Genomic DNA, 17580 nt, shown 5'->3' with positions numbered 1-17580 from the left:
CTGCGCCAGTACTCAGACCTACCAGTATCAGTATGTGGAGGCCAATGAGTATCTAGCCAGGAGAGACTTTGCCGGTGCAAGCGCCGTCATTGAGGGGTATAAGGAGGAAACCTATAAAGAGAAGGACCGGGTCCTTTATTATCTCGATGTGGGAATGCTCTACCATTATGCAGGTGAGTATGAGAAGAGTAATGCCGCCCTCAGCGAAGCTGAACGGGGCATAGAAGAGCTATATACCAAAAGTGTCTCTAAAATTCTCACATCGGGAGTCTTGAATGACAATGCACTTGATTATAAGGGAGAGGATTACGAAGATATCTATCTGAATATCTTTAAAGGTCTGAATTACATTGCACTGGGTGACCCCGAGTCTGCTCTGGTGGAGATCCGGAGAGTTCATATAAAACTGAACCTTCTGGAAGATAAGTACAGAAAACTCATTAACGAGTATAACCAGTCTGAAGAGGCCGACGGGGAAATCGAACCCATGGCCACACGTTTTTATAATGACGCCCTGGCCCGTTATCTGGGTCTTCTACTGTACCGCTATGAAAAAAGCCCGGACAGTGCCCGCATCGAGAAAGAGAACATTGTACAGGCTTTTAACAATCAGAAGCAGCTCTATGATTTCTCTCTTCCCGAACTACCGGACACGGTCCTGAATCAGGATATGGCTCATTTGAGTGTCATCGCTTTTTCCGGTATCTCTCCCCGCAAACTGGCAGAAACCTTTTACCTCACCACATTGCCGGGGATCGTTGTCATCAATTCTGTCAGCCAGAGTGAAGAATATATTAAATCCAATGTGGGGTTTAATTTTCTGGTCATGCCCGGTGTAGAAGGGGGTTATCATTTTAAATTTGAATACCCCCGGATGGATCTGATGGGCAGTCAGGTCAACAGGATTGTGCTCCTCATTGATGGAGTTCCTGTCAGAGAGATTCCGATTTTTGAAAAGATGGAAGATATTTCAAAAGAAATATTCCTGATTAAACAGCCCCTGGTTATCGGTCGATCCATATTGAGAACCGTAGCCAAGGGAATTTTAAAAGAATCGGGCAAACAGGCTGCCAAGGATGCCCTGGGTGGTGATATGGGGGGTATGGTGGCAGGAATGCTTCTGGGATTCGCCGCCGATGTGGCAGTGGATGCCACGGAAAATGCGGATCTCCGTACTTCTCAGTACTTTCCCGCCTTTGCCTACACTTTGGATATAATGATTCCGCCGGGGGAACATGCCGTCATGGTGGAATATTACAAAGACAGCACCCTGATTTTCAGAGATAACCGGGGTGTCATGAATTTGCAGACTGAAGAACTGAATCTTGTTGAATCTTTCGTATTGGAATAAGGAGAGGATAGAATGAAATCCAAAAAGATCATAGCAGCAGTGTTGTTAGCGGGACTGCTGGTTTCCTGTGCTACAGGAGGGTCAGTAAAATCGAATGGCGGTGGTAAAAGAAAACCAGGCTGGGTTGACGACAAACATAGTGTGTATCCCAATGATAAATATCTGGTGGAAATTGGTGAGGGCTCATCTCTCAAGAGTTCCAAGCAGAATGGTCAAGCTTCATTGGCCCGCATCTTTAAAACCACAATTCAGGTAGACAGCACCGTCAGCACCCGGTATAAGGATCTTTCCGATGGTAAGACCATCCTGGAATCTCAAATGGAAACCACCGCAGACGAGTCGATCACACAGCTTTCGGATGAGACTCTGATAAATGTACACTTCGGCGAATCCTGGACCAACGATGAGGGCCGGGTCTATGTGGTGGCTTATATTGACCGGATGGAAACCGCCAATATCTATAGGCAGAGGATTGATAATGACGCCAATCGTACGGATCTGTTTATCCGGAAATCAGCCGGTCAGAGCGATCTCATCCGGCGTTATGGCTTTCTGGATGCAGCCCGTGTGATGGACAGCGAAATCCAGTCTCTCCGGGAGCAGCTGGAGATCATATACCAGCCCTTTGCCCGTGCCGTGATGCTTCCCTACAATCCAGAAGAACTCGGATCCCTTCATGCCGATACGGCGGAAGATATGGTCTATACAATCGCTCTGGAGGGTGATGAAAAAGGAAAAGTCGCTGCTGTTGTTTCTCAGGTTTTAACGGATAGGGGCTTCTCTGTCTTTGATGAATCTGCTCCCCTCTCTGTTCGCGGTCGGATCTCCATGGAAGAGGTCACTCTGAATAATGACTACAAGAATCTCCGGTGGAATCTTTTTCTGGAGATGCGCAATGAAAAGGGAGAAGTTGTTGTTACCATGGAAGAGAAACAACGGGAAACCGCCATTTCCCTGGACGAGGCTGAGGCCAGAGCTTACCGGTCCATGGAAGAAATGATGCAGAAGAAGTTTATCGGAGCTCTGGAGTCCTATTTTGACAGTTATGCGGGTAATTAAAAGCATTTAAGAAGAAAAAAACCCTGACGCAATTTGTCAGGGTTTTTTTTGGTTTATTCCACAGGCGGGATGATCAGCACCTGTCCGGGATAGATCAGATCAGGGTTGGGGATGGCTTTCTGATTCCTCTGCCAGATCTTGGGCCAGAGGAAAGGATCGTTATAGATCTCTTTAAACTCGGCAATTCTCCACAGGCAGTCTGTTTTCTCTTTTCTATAGACGACGGTGTAGGTCTTGCCCACGGCATTGGCCTTGTAAGCCCGGATATAAGCCTCAGCCTGTGTCAGCAGTTCTTTAGATTTGCCGTAATTACCGGCATTTCTCTCGGCAATGGCCTGCTGCCATAGGTCTTTAGCCTTTTCAAGCAGGGTGGAGACACCGTCACTGGAGGAGACTATTTCCTCTTCTTCCTCTTCGATGACCTTTGTCAGGTCGTATTCGATGAGCTCCGAATCCTCGGCTTCGTAGTCTTCGGTCTTTGCATCCAGAAGGGGGTTCTTATCCAGGTAATCGCTGCCGGACCAGGGGCTGGCTTCTTTAATAGCGCCGGTTTCGGTTTGAATCATCAGTGTAGACGCTTCTTCAAGTTCCATCTGGATCTGCATCAGACGGGCGTCGTTATCTGCCTGCTGTTTTCGTACTCTTGTGAGGTACAGGGTGTTTTTGGCTCTGAATTTTGCTTCTTTCAGGGTGCTTTCGCTGCCTTTCAGGTCATATTGACGGAATTGAATCATTCCCTGGGAGAGCAGAAATCCGGCCTGGTTGAACTCTTCATCCGCCCAGAGATAGGCTTCTTCGGCTTCTGCATCACTCAGGTACGCTTTGCTGTCTCTTTCTAGAATACCGATCCAGCGGATATTTTCATCCAGGATCTTATACAAGTTGTTGGCTTTGGTTTTGGAAAGAGCCATAGCCTTTCTGGCTTCTATCAGATTTTCAGCCTCAATTTCCTTTCTAGTCAAAGCAAACTGATCCAGGACCTGCCCATAGGGCTCGGGACTGTATTTATCGGCGTTGATTGCAAGCAGTTTGGTCTTCATTGAATCCAGGGCGGCAAGGGCTTCGACTTTCAGGCCATTCCTGCCCATATCAAAGGCTTTGTCCGCTTTTTCCTTGACTCCTGCCAGGAGAAGACGGGCGGCATCGGGGTCACTTTCAGCCAGATCCATGGCTTTTTTAAGGTCTGAATATCCCTCGGCCATCAATTCGGGGGCAAATCGTGAGGCGTCGACCATTTCCGCACGCTCCAGGGCCTGACGGGCCAGGGCTATCTCTTCCCGGGAAACAGGATTCACTTTTGGTGGTTCAGGTTTCACTTCTACAACGGGGGTTTGAGTCTGGCCGCTCTCGACAACAGGTTCTTCTATCACTTCTTCGGGGACGGCTTCTTCAACCGGTTCCTCTACGGGTTCCGGGGCTGTTTTACATGATAAAACTATAAACAGAGAAAGAAATAATAAAGTAAACAGGATTTTCTTGTTCATGCGGTCTCTCCTCTCAAACCTTAATTCTACCACGGAGGAATTGCCGAGTCAAAGGGAAGCCCCGCTTTAGGGCTGAACTTCCCTTAATTATTGATTAATAGTAGATTTTTTGTTCTTTATTCCAGATAAAACAGTTCCCGAAGGGGAATTGTCAGGGGAGAATTGTCAGGATTTGTTACCATAATGTCTGCCATGTGGGCCCACCAATTTTTGACAATGGGGTTTTCTCCTAAATCCTGGGACCCCCCCTCTGCTTCTATCTTCTGAACTGCAAACAGGATATTTGTTTCTTCATCCAGAAAGATGGAATAGTCCGAGACGCCGCTGCTTTTGAGAAGCTCTGCCAGTTCAGGCCAGAGATTGTTGTGGCGTTTCTTGTATTCTTCTGCACATCCGGGTTTAAGTTTCATTTTGAAGGCCAGTCGTTTCATTCTAAATCCTTATCATCCTGTCTTGATCAGGCCTGCTGCTTCATCAATTTCTGTTTTGCCTTGAGTCTGTTCAGCAATTCCGGAATCAACACGGCACCGATCAGGAGAAATCCTGTTGTGATAATCATCGATTTTGCCGAAAAATTTAAGAGTCCCATGCCGAACTTCAGGTAGCCCAGCAAAAATACAGCGACAATGACACCGAAAATGTTGCCTTTTCCTCCGCTGATGGAAACTCCTCCCAAAACAACTAGGGTAATGGCTTCCATGTCCCAGCCTACGGCGATATTCGGCCGTGTGCTGCCGATACGGGATGTCAGCAACACGGCTGCAATCCCGGCAAAAAGGCCGTTCAGGACCAGATTGGTAAATCGGATGCGATTCACCGGGACTCCGGAGAATCTTGCGGCGGTACTGCTGTTCCCGATGGCATAGACCTTTCGTCCATAGCTTGTCTTATGAAGGATGAATCCCATGATAAGCGCCAGGACAAGAAAGAGGACCAGCTCAAAAGGAATCAGACTGTCTCCGGCATAGCCCTGTCCAAAATATCCGAAACTCTCGGGGTAATCGGTGAAGGCCTGATCTTCCAGAAAGGCCTGAGATATTCCTCTGAATAGAGACTGGCTTCCCAGGGTTACGGCGATGGCGGGAATCTTTAATCCTGTGACCAGGAGTCCATTGAAAACACCTGCGGCGACTCCCACACTCAATCCAATGGCCACAATTTCGGGAGTTCCCGCACCCATGGAAGAGGCCAGGCCCATGGCAAAAGAGGATAGTGCCAGGGTCGAGGCGATGGATATATCGATATCCCCGCACATGATGGCGAAAATCATGGGCAGCGCCATTATCGCCTTTTCCATAAAATTGAAGGTTGTATTCATCATATTGAAATAGTCCAGAAAGTAGGGGCTGGCATTAGAAAAGAAGATGATGACTCCTACAAAGAGAAAAACCAGTATGAATTCCCATTTTGTGGCATTTTCAATGATTTTATCCAGAAGGCCTGAATCATTGATTAATCGTGTCTGGTTGACATTTTCCAGTTTCTTGCTCATTACTGCCTTCTCCCGCTGAGTATCTTTTTCTCATTTCTCTGTTCCATCAGAACATTGGCCACGATGGCGGCCAGTACGACAAATCCCTGAATAGCCATCTGGTAGAAGGGCGATAGGTTAACAACGGGCAGGGCATTGTTGATGATGCCAAGGAAAAGGGCCCCCAGGACAACACCAGTGAGCGCCCCTGAACCTCCGGCCATGCTGACCCCGCCCAGAACACAGGCTGCGATTGTCTGCAGTTCGAATCCAGCGGCTGTTTCGTTGACTGCGGCGGCATATCGAGCGGTCCACATGACCCCGGCCACTCCGCAGAGGGCTCCCAGTATTGTGAAAACCATAAAGCTGACTTTCTTTTCGCTGACACCCACAAAATGGGCGGCTATTTTATTCCCGCCGATAGCATAGATTTCCCGGCCATGCCGTGTGAAGCGGATAAAGTAGAACATAATGATAAAAATCAGGATGGCCCAGACCGTTAAATTGGGAATAAGGAGCATTCTTCCCTTGGGAATGTCCATGTAGGCGTTGGTCATTTCATGGGCAGTGACCCATTGGCCATTGCTCATTGTGAAGGTTAATCCCCTGAAAATACTCATGGTGCCCAGGGTGGTGATGACCGGAGGGATCTTTCCATATGCCACACAGGCACCATTAAAGGCTCCCAGGGCAGTTCCCACAAGAATGCCAAAAAGGAGTATTAAGGATACGGGCATTTCCGGATTGTATTGATTCACCATGGAGGCGGCCATTCCGGAAAAAGCAATGATGGCCCCCACAGAAAGATCAATTCCTCCTGTGAGGATCACCAGGAACTGACCGGAGGCTACCATAATTAAAATGGCCGTATCATTGACGATCCGTTCCACATTTTTGAGTTCCAGAAAGTCGGGAGCCCGCATTGTGACAACAACCAGGAGTATCAGGATCAAAAAGACCAGATTCAATTCTCTGTTTTGTAATATTTTTTCTAACTTGTTTTTCATAAAGTCCCTTCTTCATGGCCCGTTGCTGCCAGAATGATGTTATCGCTATCAGCATCTTTTCTGCTCAGTATTTTAGCTACCCGGCCTTCATGCATGACTACGGTTCTGTCGGCCATGCCGAGGATTTCGGGCATTTCCGAGGAAACCATTATGACTGCAAGCCCTTGTGAGGCCATTTCGGAGACAAATTCGTGGACCGCTGCTTTGGTGGACACATCGATCCCTTTGGTCGGTTCATCCAGAATGAGAATCTTTGGATGAGTGGCCAGCCATTTGGCCAGGACGACTTTCTGCTGGTTCCCACCGGAGAGGGTATCCGCATTGACCTTCCAGTTGGCGGCCTTGATCTCCATTTTGTTTCCAAACTCTTCGGTGATTCCTTTTTCTGATTTGCTATTAAGGATGCCAAAGGTACTCAAGCTGTCAATCTGGGGCAGGGTTATATTCTTGGTCAGACTCATCTCAAGGATAGCTCCCTGCTGCTGTCGGTCTTCGGGGACGTAGGCAATTCCATGCCTCATGGCTATCCGGGGTGATGCTATAGAAATCTCCTGCCCATTCAGCAAGATGGTGCCCTCTGACTTTTTATCAATTCCGAAGATCGTTCTCATCACCTCAGACCGGCCTGCACCGACCAGTCCGAAGAAGCCCAGAATCTCTCCCTTGTACAAGGTAAATGACACGTCCTTGAAGTATCCCGGAAGGGACAGATTTTTGACTTCCAGAATAGCTTTGACGATAATCGCTTCCTTTTTGGGAAACATCTGGCTCAGGGATCGTCCCACCATCATCTTGACGATACTGTCCAGGTTGGACTTGGCAATCTCTCCTTCTCCGATATACTGGCCGTCCCGAAAGACTGTGAAGTAGTCGCAGATGGAAAATATCTCATCAAATTTATGAGAAATGAATACGATGGCTTTTCCCTGGGCTTTCAACTGCCGGATGATCTTATAAAGTTCATCCACTTCCTTGAGAGACAGGGCTGAGGTGGGTTCGTCCATGATGACCAGCTGAGCATCGACAGACAGGGCCTTGGCAATCTCTACCATATGCCTCTGAGCGGTTCCCAGATTTTTGATCAAAGTGTCCGGATTGATATCCAGTTCCATCTGACCCAGAAGATTCTGAGTATGTTCCCTCATGGCTTTCCAGTCGAGGGTTCCCATCTTTTTTCTGATATGATGTCCCATGAATATGTTTTCAGTGACGGTAAGCTCTGAGAACATGGAGGCTTCCTGATGGATGGCAACAACTCCGGCAGCCTGGGCGTCGTGGGAGTTTTTAAATTGAACCTCACCGTTCTCCATCAGTATTTTCCCTTTTGTGGGCTGATACACACCGGTCATGATCTTGACCAGTGTTGATTTTCCCGCACCGTTTTCACCGATGAGGGCATGGACTTCTCCGGTACGAATGGTGAAATCCACGTTGTCCAGAGCCTTGATCCCTGGGAAATATTTGGCAATATCTTTTAATTGCAGTATTGTTTTACTCAAAACAGGACTCTCCTTAAGGGGTCTTCCCAACAGATCTGAATGTGTTCAGAAGAACTCTTAAATCAGATGAACTGACCATATTTTATATTTTTTTTGAAATACCCGGGAAGCCGAAACCTCCCGGGTTTAAAGAATCTTTATGAAGGGTGTGATCTAGAAGATCGAGGCAAAGTCGGCAATGTTATCTTTGTTGAATACAAAGGGTTCACCCATGATGGAGTTTCCACCCTCACCGATAACGATGGTGCCCATTTTACCGGCATCAATCTTGTCGCCGGCTTTTCCAGCTACATCACCGGAAATCAATCTGGCCAGGATATAGGTTGCTGAATAACCGAGGTCTACCGGATTCCAGAGAGCCATCTGTCCACAGGTTCCGTTTTCGATGTAGTGCTGCATTTCTGAAGGAAGACCCAAACCGGTGATCTGTACTTTTCCTTTCTTACCTTCGTCTTCGATGGCTTTGGAAGCAGACAGAATACCTACTGTTGTGGGAGAAATGATACCTTTCAGGTCGGGATATTTTTCAAAGAGGCCAACAGCTTCTCTGTAGCTCTTGTCTGCTGCGTCGTCACCGTATACAACTTCTACGATTTCCATATCTTTGTAGGCGGGATCTTTCATGGCTTCATACATAAAACCGATCCACTCATTCTGATTGGTAGCCTGAGCTGTTGCAGAAAGAACGGCAATCTGACCCTTGAAATCGATGAGTTCACCGATAAGGCGTACCTGCTGTGTACCGATAAGCTTGGAATCAGAAGGTGCCAGAGCCACTTCTCTACCACCGGCGGATACATTCGAGTCAAAAGAGATGACCCGGATACCGGCTTTCATTGCTTTTTTACAAACAGGAACCAGAGCGTCGGGGTCATTGGCTGAAATGGCAATACCGTCCACTTTCTGAGCAATCAAGGTTTCGATGATTTCGATCTGGCCTTCTGCTGTTGCAGAACTGGGACCCATGTAGATGGATTCGACGTTGCCGAGTTCTTTGGCCGCTTCAACTCCACCGTCTGCTACGGCTTCAAAAAAACCGTTACCAAGACTTTTGACCAGAAGAACAATTTTCAAATCCTGGGAAGTCGCTGCTTCTTTCTGACCTGCAGCGAAAGCCATAGTGGTCATAAGAGCAAGAATCAAAACGATAAGAATAGATTTGTTTCTCATTGGAAAACTCCTTTATAATCTGTACTTAATTCAGTTTATCACCGGTTTTCAAATGGCGGTTAGTCCTAAAAACTACAAAAGAGTCCGATATTCTACACTTTGTCTTCAGGGCTAATTGAAAACCCTCCTACCAGAGTTGGTGGACTTGATTTCTAATAAGATCATCGTAGATCTTCCGTACCCCCTGCATCTGGGGGCCGGTCAGAGGCGGAAGGGATGATGCCGCTGCATTGGATTCCAGCTGCTCCCGGCTTGACGCTCCAGGTATGACACAGCTGACCTGGGGATGCATCAGAATCCAGCGCAGGGCGATCTGTGCCAGGGGGACATCCTGACCAAAAAGGGCCTTCAGCCTGTCTACAGCATCCAGTCCCAGCTCATAGGGAACACCCGAAAATGTCTCACCCTTGTCAAAGGCCTGGCCCTCACGGTTGAAGTTCCTGTGGTCCCCGGCAGAAAAGCTGGACTGGCGGTTGAACTTACCCGAGAGGAGTCCGCTTGCCAGGGGAACACGGACAATAATGCCCACGTTCCTTTTGGCCGCCAGATCGAAGAACCAATCCAGGGGGCGCATACGGAACATGTTGAATATGATCTGAATGGTTGTTACATTCGGGAATTCCAGAGCCTTGGACGCTTCTTCAATCTTTTCCACACTGACCCCCAGGTTGAGTATCTTTCCCTGCTTTTTGAGCTTGTCAAAGGTCTCAAATATTTCAGGGCGATAGTAAACCTGCTGGGGGGGGCAGTGAAGCTGGATGAGGTCCAGGGTTTCCAGGTTCATGCGCTTGAGGGAGTCTTCCACGAAGCGGGTCAGGACCTCAGGAGTATAGCCTTCGTTGTTATGAGGTGAGATCTTCCTGCCGCATTTGGTAGCCACAACAACCCTCTGGGACTGGTTCTTCAGAAAGGTGCCGATTGACTCTTCACTTCTGCCATCGTTGTATGCATCTGCCGTATCAATAAAACTGATTCCCTTATCAATGGCCGATTCTAAAATGCCCTGAGCCGATTCCTCTTTGTAATCCTCGCCCCAGCGGCCGCCCAGCTGCCAGGTTCCCAGCCCTATCTCACTAATTTTAAATCCTGTTTTACCTAGTGTTCTTTTGTTCATATTTATCTCCTTCTATGCTTTTACAGTATGGTTTTCTTTGATCAGAAAGAAAAGGACTCAGAATCTCCTCTTTTTTCCCCTGTAATCTTTTTCTGTTGTCATAAGGGTGCTGCTGTTCTTTATCCAGCCGTCTATCCTGTTTTTATACCAGGGAGAAAATCGTCTGTCAGAAGCTCCCCCTGCCAGATTACTGCTTAAAACCTGAGTTTTCATGTCGGCAATAATTCGCAGGGAGGGGGCAAAGGTGGTGATCCTGCCGGCACTTCTGTAGATCTGCCCCTGTCTGACCGTAGCACGTCCGCCGGGGAGCTGCAGGGGACCATGATCAAATCCTAAAAATTCAGGCAGCTGACCTCCCAGGATGATATGACTCATGGTGAATCCTCTCGTTTTCCCCCATGCTTCTGCTGAGACTTTATCCGCTTTTTCATAAGCTTTCCTAAAAATCTTTTCTCTGGATAAGCCGTTGAACCAGGGACTGTCTTCAGACAGAAGGACCTGGTTGAAATTCCTGAAGAAGTCGATGTAGATTCCTGTTTCGTTTCTGAGGAACCTTTCTGCCGCCTCTCCCAATCCGTCTTTCCCGAACACCATAGTATAGAGTTTCTTGAGGAAAATTTCAAACAGGAAGGCTGCTTTTGACTCTTCCCCATAGGTAAAGTCCCAATTTTTTAGAATCTTTCCATTCGCCGAGTCGGGTAGCAGAGGCTTCAGCAGGGCCATAAACTCTTCGGCTTCCAGAGAGTAGAGGTCGTTCTGAATCTTTATCATATCCCCGTTGTTCAGGCCTTTCCGGCCCTTCAGTAGAGATTCAATCCGTCGGGCTCTGTAATCTCCCATGGGCATATTGATAGGACTGCTTTTTCCCCAGTGGTTCAGGTCATTGTTGGCGGTGACAATATAACCGCAGTCAGGATTAAGCTGCCGTGGCAGGTCCTTGTATGAAACGTACCCCTGCCAGTCATTTTCTTTTTTCCATCCTGCCAGGGGGACAAATCCGCTGGTTCCATTTTTCCGTTTGGGTAGTTTTCCAGACATCTGATAGCCGATGCCCCCCTTGTTATCTGCGAAAATCCAGTTGAAAGAGATCACCGCCGGACCGATGCAGTCCATGCCTTCTGCCACAGTCCTGGCATTCCAGATTCCCAGTACTGCATCCATGGACTCGGATCCCGCATCCTGCCCGGACCAGCGTGTTGACTTCAGATACTGTTCTTCTCCCGATGGATCTCCCCCCAGAACTCCATGGTCATTTTCATAATAAAATTCTGTATGGTCTTCTTTTTTCTTCCTCTTAATTATCTCTTTCCGTACTTTAAATGGCAGCCAGCCTGTTTCTTCTCTGAAAAACTCTCCATTCCGGCACTGTTCGATCCAGGAATCTTCCGCATCCATAAAGGTGTAGGTGGCCCCCCAGGATAGATCTTCCGTACGTCCTACCAGGATTCCCGGCAGACCCGGCATGGTCGCCCCCATGGCCCAGCGTTCCTCTGTTTCCATGACAGCTTCATACCAGACATTGGGAAGCCGGTTCACTTCCAGATGGGGGTCATTGGAGAGAAGGGGCGCGGCTGATGCTGACATGTCTCCGGAAATGACCCAGCTGTTGGAAGCGCTGAGCCGGGGAGCGCCAATAGACCAGAGGTCTGAAGGATTCACCACGGGGTCCTGAATTGTCACCTTTTTGAGGAGTTCTATATCTATCCCCCCCAGAATGCCGGGAAAAAGGGCTTCCAGTTTTTCAATTGATACACCAGCCTGCAGCATTTCCAGGAAGAGGGTTTCCACTTCTCCCTGGGATTGAGACAGAGTGAGATAACCTGTCATACGGGTCAGAAGGAATACATCTTCCCCTTTCCAGGGGTCATGAGGTACTCCCAGGACTTTGAACTCCCAGGGAAATGACTTTTTCAGAGCCTGATTGATCCCCCGGGTGTAGGATTCGATGATATTCCGTTTTTCAGGGCTGAGAGAATTCAATTCCTGAGAGATCCCTTTCTGCCAATTCATCTTGCGGAAAAACTTATCAACTCCCAGGGATGCTTCTGACGAATCCAGGAATTCGCTGACCCGGCCCTGCCCCAAAAGGCGCATAAAGAGTATCTGCATTCCCCGGTCTATTCCGTGGGCGTATCCCAATCCCTGGTAAAGGTTGTTAATATTCTCGGCTTTGATATGGGGAATCCCTTCGGAATCCCTCCAGATGGTAAAGGGCCATTTCATCATAATGTCCTTGCTGTTTATTTTTAGAATATAATAGCATGGATGATGGATGAGGGGAGTCAGAATTTTGTATTCGGATTTGTATGACGGATCAATCTGATTTATATTATGAGTCAATATAATTGAAAATATCAGTCCAATTTGAAGGAATAATAAAATGTTTGATCTCGTCATCTCTCAAGGAACCATTGTTACATCTACTTCGGTATCCAAAGGAGATTTGGGTATCAAAGATGGTAAAATAGCCGCCCTGGGGCAGGATCTGGAGGGGAAACGAGTCATTGATGCCAGGGGCAAACTGGTCACTCCCGGGGCCGTGGATACTCATGTTCACCTTGAAATGCCCATAGGACAATACGTCTCTACCGATGATTTTTATACTGGAACAAGAGCCGCGGCCTTTGGGGGAACCACCAGTATCATCGATTTTGTGGAATCAAAATCTTCCCAGACCTTTAAGGATGCATTGGAAGACCGCAAGGCTCTGGCCGAGACCCGTTCGGTGATAGATTTCGGGCTGCATATGACCATCGGCCCGGATGATCTGGGCAAATTGGATCAGATACCCGGCATTATGGAATCAGGATGCGGCAGCTTTAAGCTATACATGGCTTATGGGCTGCGCTTGAAAGATGATCAGCTTTATAAAGCACTGAGTGCTGTGGGTAAGGCCGGTGGTCTGCCCGTTGTGCATGCCGAAAACTGGGATATCATCAGTGCCCTGATTGAAGAGAATCTGGCTCAAGGAAACACCAGTCCCCACTGGCATCCCCGGAGCCGCCCCGAGGAATTTGAAGCTGAGGCTGCTGCCAGGGTCATTCAGATCGCCCGTCAGGCCGGGTCCAGAGTCCATATTTTTCATGTGTCCTGTCCTCAGGTGGTGGAGGAAATCTCCAAAGCCAGGGTGAAAGGCGTAGCTGTGACGGCAGAAACCTGCCCCCAGTATCTTCTGCTCACCCGGGATCTTTATGACCGGGAGGGTGTTGAAGGAGCTCTGGCCGTCTGTTCTCCCCCCCTGAGGAGTGACAATTCAAGACGAGAGTTGTGGCAGGCTCTGGGAAGCGGTCTGTTTGACACCGTCTCTACAGACCACTGTCCCTTCTGCCGGGAGGAAAAAGGGGCGGATCTTTCGGCCTTCAATAAAATCCCCGGAGGAGTCCCCTCCATGGAAATCCGTTTTTCCGCCTTGTATTCCGAGGGGGTTGGTAAAGAACTCATCTCTCTGAGTGAATGGGTAGACCTCTGCTGTACCACACCAGCCGCCCTGTTCGGATTGAAGGAAAAGGGCGAGATTGCTATCGGCAAAGACGCGGATATTGTGGTATTTGATCCTGATGTGGAGTGGACTGTGACTCCCGGGGAATTGCAGGAAACAGCCGGCTGGACACCCTATGACGGAATGATCCTGAAAGGGAGACCGTCTGTGACAATCAGCCGGGGGAATATTCTTGTGGAAGAGGGTGAGTTCAAGGCCGAAAAAGGGCGGGGACAATTCCTGAAAACAAGAACCGGAACCTGATTATTGTAATGTTAAATCCTTAACACTCTCTCTCTCTATCAGAACAGGTTCAAAAATCAGTTCCATAGGCATCATGCGTTCTCCCTGCTCAATTTCATCAATCAGAATTTTGGCAGCCCATTTTCCCAGGTTGTATTTGGGGTGTTCAAAAGTGGTTAATGGCGGATTGACCAGATGGGTATGATGGAAATTGTCAAAACCCATGACTGAAATATCATCAGGGATATTCAGGTTCAACTCTTTCAGAGCTTCGTAACCCTGAAGGGCAATATTGTCATTGAAATAAAACAGGGCTGTTACATTTTTACCGGATTTATAAAAGAGTTCTTCAGTACAGATATACCCCTGGTTTTTATCCCGGGCTTCGTCCTGATCATCGTAGGAGACAATCAGTTCCGGAAGGACTTCCAGCCCCGCTTCTTTCATGGCACGGCAGTAACCGTCGTAACGAAAGCAGGCGGCCTGAACATCATTTTTATATATCATACCTATTCTTGCATGTCCCTTGTCCAACAGATATTTAACGGCCTGGTATCCTGCCTGTTTGTCGTTGATGGTGACAGTGGAAAAGTCTGTATTGGCCCCTCCCCAGTGGGTGGCTACAACTGGTATTTTTAAAGACCCCAGCAGTCTCATCATGGGGTGTTCCTTATCCAGGAGAAAATTCCGGGAGGGTTCCAGGATAAGGCCCTTGATACCCTGGTCTACAAGGCGCTGGATGGATGCTAACTCCCTGGAGTAATCCTGATTGCAGTTTGCTAAAACCAGAGAGTATCCTGATTTGTACAAGGTATCTTCGATTCCCCGAATGATTTCGGGGTAGATGTAATCCATAAAATAGAAATTACCCAGACCAATAAGACCGCCACTGCTGGATTTCTCTTCTTTTAAAGCCGTGAAAAAAGTCCCACTCCCGTGTTTGCGGTTGACAATCCCCTCATTTTCCAATTCCAGGATTGCTTTCCGGATTGTATTCCGGCTGACATCCAGCTCATCCATCAGTTCAAACTCTGTGGGAAGCTGCCTGCCATTCACAAACTGTTCTCTTTCAAAGAGATTGAGGAGATAGTTTTTAACCTGTACAAATTTCGGTTTCATTATTATATAACCCTTTTCGAAAAGCAATCTTACCAGAAAACTCTTCCTTATATCACCCTCTCTTTATGCTCATTCCTTCAAAGTCAGCGGGGTGGTTTGTTCCGGCTAAATCCTGACAGCATAAAGCACAGAATGCTCCGGTGAAACGGAGGTCCTGTTCAAAATCATCTGATATGACATCGGTTTTTAAACGGGGTCCGGCTGGATTCCAGTCTTTACCCTGAAGGGACCAGAAAAACTGAAGTTCCCCAGCATCAATTTCTACCTTGAGGTGAATGGCTCCACTGTCGGGGATATTGATATTATAAACGGGGTACTCGAACTGCTTATGCCGGCATGTCTGGAGGTGAAGGACCCGTTTCCTTTCTTCATCAAAGGACATATGAAGATAGTAGTAACTGCTTGTGTCGTAATATGCGGACAAGCCCGCAGACTGCTGGAAGCTCCAGGGATCAAACTCCAGAACAGTTGAAGCCGTGAAAACAGGATGATCCACTCTGAGTCCGACCAGAGACTGATTGATCAGGCTGCTGAGTGACTCTTTTCCATACATCCTCAGATACCCCGGTCTTGCCGAAAGGGACATGTTGCCCTTCTGGGGGACACGGAGTGTCTGAAAAGGCTGTGCCAGGCGGGGAGCATTGAAGGAGTAGCTCTCTTCCGGTGGAAGGGTCTTCTGCAGGTCCTGACTTCCTTTCGGTAAAGGTACAGATAGAGCCGGTTCGTTGCCGCCGGTTGCAATCCGGGGCCACTCTGCCATGGGCCAGTCAATTTTTTCAATCGCTGTTTCCCGGCCCAGAACGCAGAATCCTCCGCAGAGAGAGGGGCGGCCGGTGAGGTGAACAAAGTACCATTCTCCTCCAGGGGTCTGCACAATATCTCCGTGTCCGGTTTTCTGGAGAATTGAATCTGGATAGTCCCTGGCGGTGATCAGCGGGTTTTGAGGATGTATTTCATAGGGGCCGTTGATGTTTCTGCTGCGGGCTACGGTTTCACAATGATCGTAGCTGGTTCCGCCTTCGGCGCAGAAGAGGTAATAAAATCCATCTTTTTTATACAGATGCGGGCCCTCTACCAACCTATGATCACTCCCTTTAAAAATCAATTCGGGTGTTCCAATCAGTTTCTGTTCTCCGGTAGAGTATTCCTGCATGACAATGCCGTAAAAGGAGTTCTTTTTCCAAGGCCTATGGTCCCAGATCATATTGATAAAGTATTTTTTGCCGTCATCATCATGAAACAGGGAGGGATCGAAGCCGCTGGAATTGATATAAACCGGATCAGACCAGGGACCTTCTATGGATTCGGCCGTGGTCAGATAGTTGGGTGTGTCTTTGTAAATTCCCCGCAGGGAGTGAACATTTGTATAGATCAGCCAGAATCTTCCGTCCGAATAGGATAGACAGGGAGCCCAGATGCCGCCATGATCGGGAATGCCCTTCATGTCCAGGAGTTTTGTGCTTTCCAGGGGCCGCGTTACAAGCTCCCAGTTGGCCAGATCTTTGGATTTATGGATTTGTACTCCAGGAAACCATTGGAAAGTGCTGTTGGCAATATAATATGTGTCTTCTACTCTTACAATTGACGGGTCCGGATTAAATCCAGGTAATATGGGATTATTTATTTTATTCATTCCTGTCTCCATGGTACCAACTGCTATAGTTGTTCTTCCATATGATGCATCTTGTGCCTAAATCTGTCAATCAAAAGGTATGAATTGCTAAAAAATCCTTTGACTTGTGCCAAAACACGGTGTAATATCAGAAAAGCAGGGAATGCCCTGTGGTTCTACAGGACATCTGTAGGTACAAATTACCAAGGAGGATCTTAATGATCACAAAAAAGAGAATATTCAGTTCTGCTGTACTGCTGCTGATGGTTACCTTCGTTTCCCTGTCATTTATTGGCTGTAAGAAAGAAGAAGCTCCCAAGGCTGCCGAAGCTGCTGAAGTAAAAATGATGACCCCCGCCGACTATTCGGGAAAGATTGTTGTCTGGTCATTTACTGATGAACTGACTGACATGGTGACCATGTTCAATGAAGTTTATCCTAATTTGGAAGTTGAATTTGTTGTCATCCCCAATGCAGATGAAGTTTACCTGAACAAAATCAATACAACCCTCCGTTCCCGTTCAGCCACTCCCGATGCATTCACCGGAGAAGCGGCGTTCTATAAACAGTTTATCGATGCCGGTTACTGGGAACCCATTTCTGATGCTCCCTATAATGCAGAAGCCCTGGTTGAAGACCTGGTCCCCTATGTTCCCAACTCCAGCCGTAATGCCGATGGCAAAATCACAGCACTCTCCTGGCAGGCGACTCCCGGAGCCCTGTTCTATAGAAGAAGTATTGCCAAAGATGTTCTGGGAACAGATGATCCTGCTGAAGTTTCCAAATGGACCAGCGATTTGAACAAGTTTTATGAGCTTGGTGAAAAAGTTAAAGAAACGACCAAGGGTGAAAAGTACCTGCTTGCCGGTTATTCTGATATGCAGCAGTTTATCTTCAACCTCAGAGATAAACCTTATATTGTAGACAATAAACTGGTTATTCCTCAGGGCTTTTTTGATTATATGCAGATTGC

General features: G+C 47.8%; 14 protein-coding genes. 4 read left to right on the top strand and 10 right to left on the bottom strand.

The features are described from left to right. Both PF479_RS14260 and PF479_RS14255 read left to right on the top strand, forming a co-directional pair. On the top strand, window positions 1-1351 hold a 1351-nt coding region (locus tag PF479_RS14260; RefSeq protein ID WP_298007769.1), incomplete at its 5' end, for a hypothetical protein. Between the two features lie 12 nt (window positions 1352-1363). Further along, window positions 1364-2410: an LPP20 family lipoprotein gene (locus PF479_RS14255; protein ID WP_298007767.1), complete on the top strand. Its 1047-nt coding sequence runs from the start codon at window positions 1364-1366 to the stop codon at window positions 2408-2410. Window positions 2411-2463: 53 nt separating this feature from the next. On the opposite strand, the gene PF479_RS14250 is transcribed toward PF479_RS14255, so the two are convergent. The 8 genes from PF479_RS14250 to PF479_RS14215 form a co-directional block, all read right to left on the bottom strand. Then, window positions 2464-3894 (bottom strand): LysM peptidoglycan-binding domain-containing protein, encoded by a 1431-nt coding sequence (locus PF479_RS14250; protein WP_298007765.1) that lies wholly within the window; start codon window positions 3892-3894, stop codon window positions 2464-2466. A 116-nt stretch (window positions 3895-4010) separates the two neighbouring features. After that, window positions 4011-4325, bottom strand: coding sequence for an L-rhamnose mutarotase (rhaM, locus tag PF479_RS14245; protein WP_298007763.1), 315 nt, complete (start codon window positions 4323-4325; stop codon window positions 4011-4013). 26 nt (window positions 4326-4351) lie between these two features. Then, window positions 4352-5386, bottom strand: coding sequence for an ABC transporter permease (locus PF479_RS14240; RefSeq protein ID WP_298007761.1), 1035 nt, complete (start codon window positions 5384-5386; stop codon window positions 4352-4354). Next, window positions 5386-6372 (bottom strand): ABC transporter permease, encoded by a 987-nt coding sequence (locus PF479_RS14235; protein ID WP_298007759.1) that lies wholly within the window; start codon window positions 6370-6372, stop codon window positions 5386-5388. Before PF479_RS14235 ends, PF479_RS14240 begins: the two co-directional genes overlap by 1 nt. After that, a complete protein-coding gene (locus PF479_RS14230) occupies window positions 6369-7871 on the bottom strand; it encodes a sugar ABC transporter ATP-binding protein (RefSeq protein ID WP_298007757.1) in 1503 nt (500 codons plus the stop codon). Before PF479_RS14230 ends, PF479_RS14235 begins: the two co-directional genes overlap by 4 nt. Before the next feature lie 153 nt (window positions 7872-8024). Continuing rightward, entirely contained in the window at window positions 8025-9041 is a 1017-nt protein-coding gene (gene rhaS, locus PF479_RS14225) for a rhamnose ABC transporter substrate-binding protein (protein WP_298007754.1), read from the bottom strand. 127 nt (window positions 9042-9168) lie between these two features. Further along, window positions 9169-10155, bottom strand: coding sequence for an aldo/keto reductase (locus PF479_RS14220; RefSeq protein WP_298007752.1), 987 nt, complete (start codon window positions 10153-10155; stop codon window positions 9169-9171). Between the two features lie 57 nt (window positions 10156-10212). Then, window positions 10213-12381, bottom strand: a complete 2169-nt coding sequence (locus PF479_RS14215; protein ID WP_298007750.1) for a penicillin acylase family protein — start codon at window positions 12379-12381, stop codon at window positions 10213-10215. A 154-nt stretch (window positions 12382-12535) separates the two neighbouring features. Between PF479_RS14215 and hydA the strand changes: the two genes are divergently transcribed. Then, the gene (gene hydA / locus PF479_RS14210; protein ID WP_298007748.1) at window positions 12536-13897 is read left to right on the top strand and encodes a dihydropyrimidinase; all 1362 of its coding nucleotides are present in this window, start codon (window positions 12536-12538) and stop codon (window positions 13895-13897) included. On the opposite strand, the gene PF479_RS14205 is transcribed toward hydA, so the two are convergent. Both PF479_RS14205 and PF479_RS14200 read right to left on the bottom strand, forming a co-directional pair. Further along, window positions 13898-14995, bottom strand: a complete 1098-nt coding sequence (locus PF479_RS14205; protein ID WP_298007746.1) for a GntR family transcriptional regulator — start codon at window positions 14993-14995, stop codon at window positions 13898-13900. A gap of 52 nt (window positions 14996-15047) precedes the next feature. Then, window positions 15048-16628, bottom strand: coding sequence for a glycoside hydrolase family 43 protein (locus tag PF479_RS14200; protein WP_298007745.1), 1581 nt, complete (start codon window positions 16626-16628; stop codon window positions 15048-15050). 197 nt (window positions 16629-16825) lie between these two features. Here PF479_RS14200 and PF479_RS14195 point away from each other — a divergent pair. Then, window positions 16826-17580 (top strand): extracellular solute-binding protein (locus tag PF479_RS14195; RefSeq protein ID WP_298007743.1); only part of this gene is annotated, 755 nt, incomplete at its 3' end.

The sequence above is a fragment of the Oceanispirochaeta sp. genome, from assembly GCF_027859075.1.
GTDB lineage: Bacteria > Spirochaetota > Spirochaetia > DSM-2461 > DSM-2461 > Oceanispirochaeta.
This window is presented reverse-complemented; position numbering and strand designations above follow the sequence as displayed.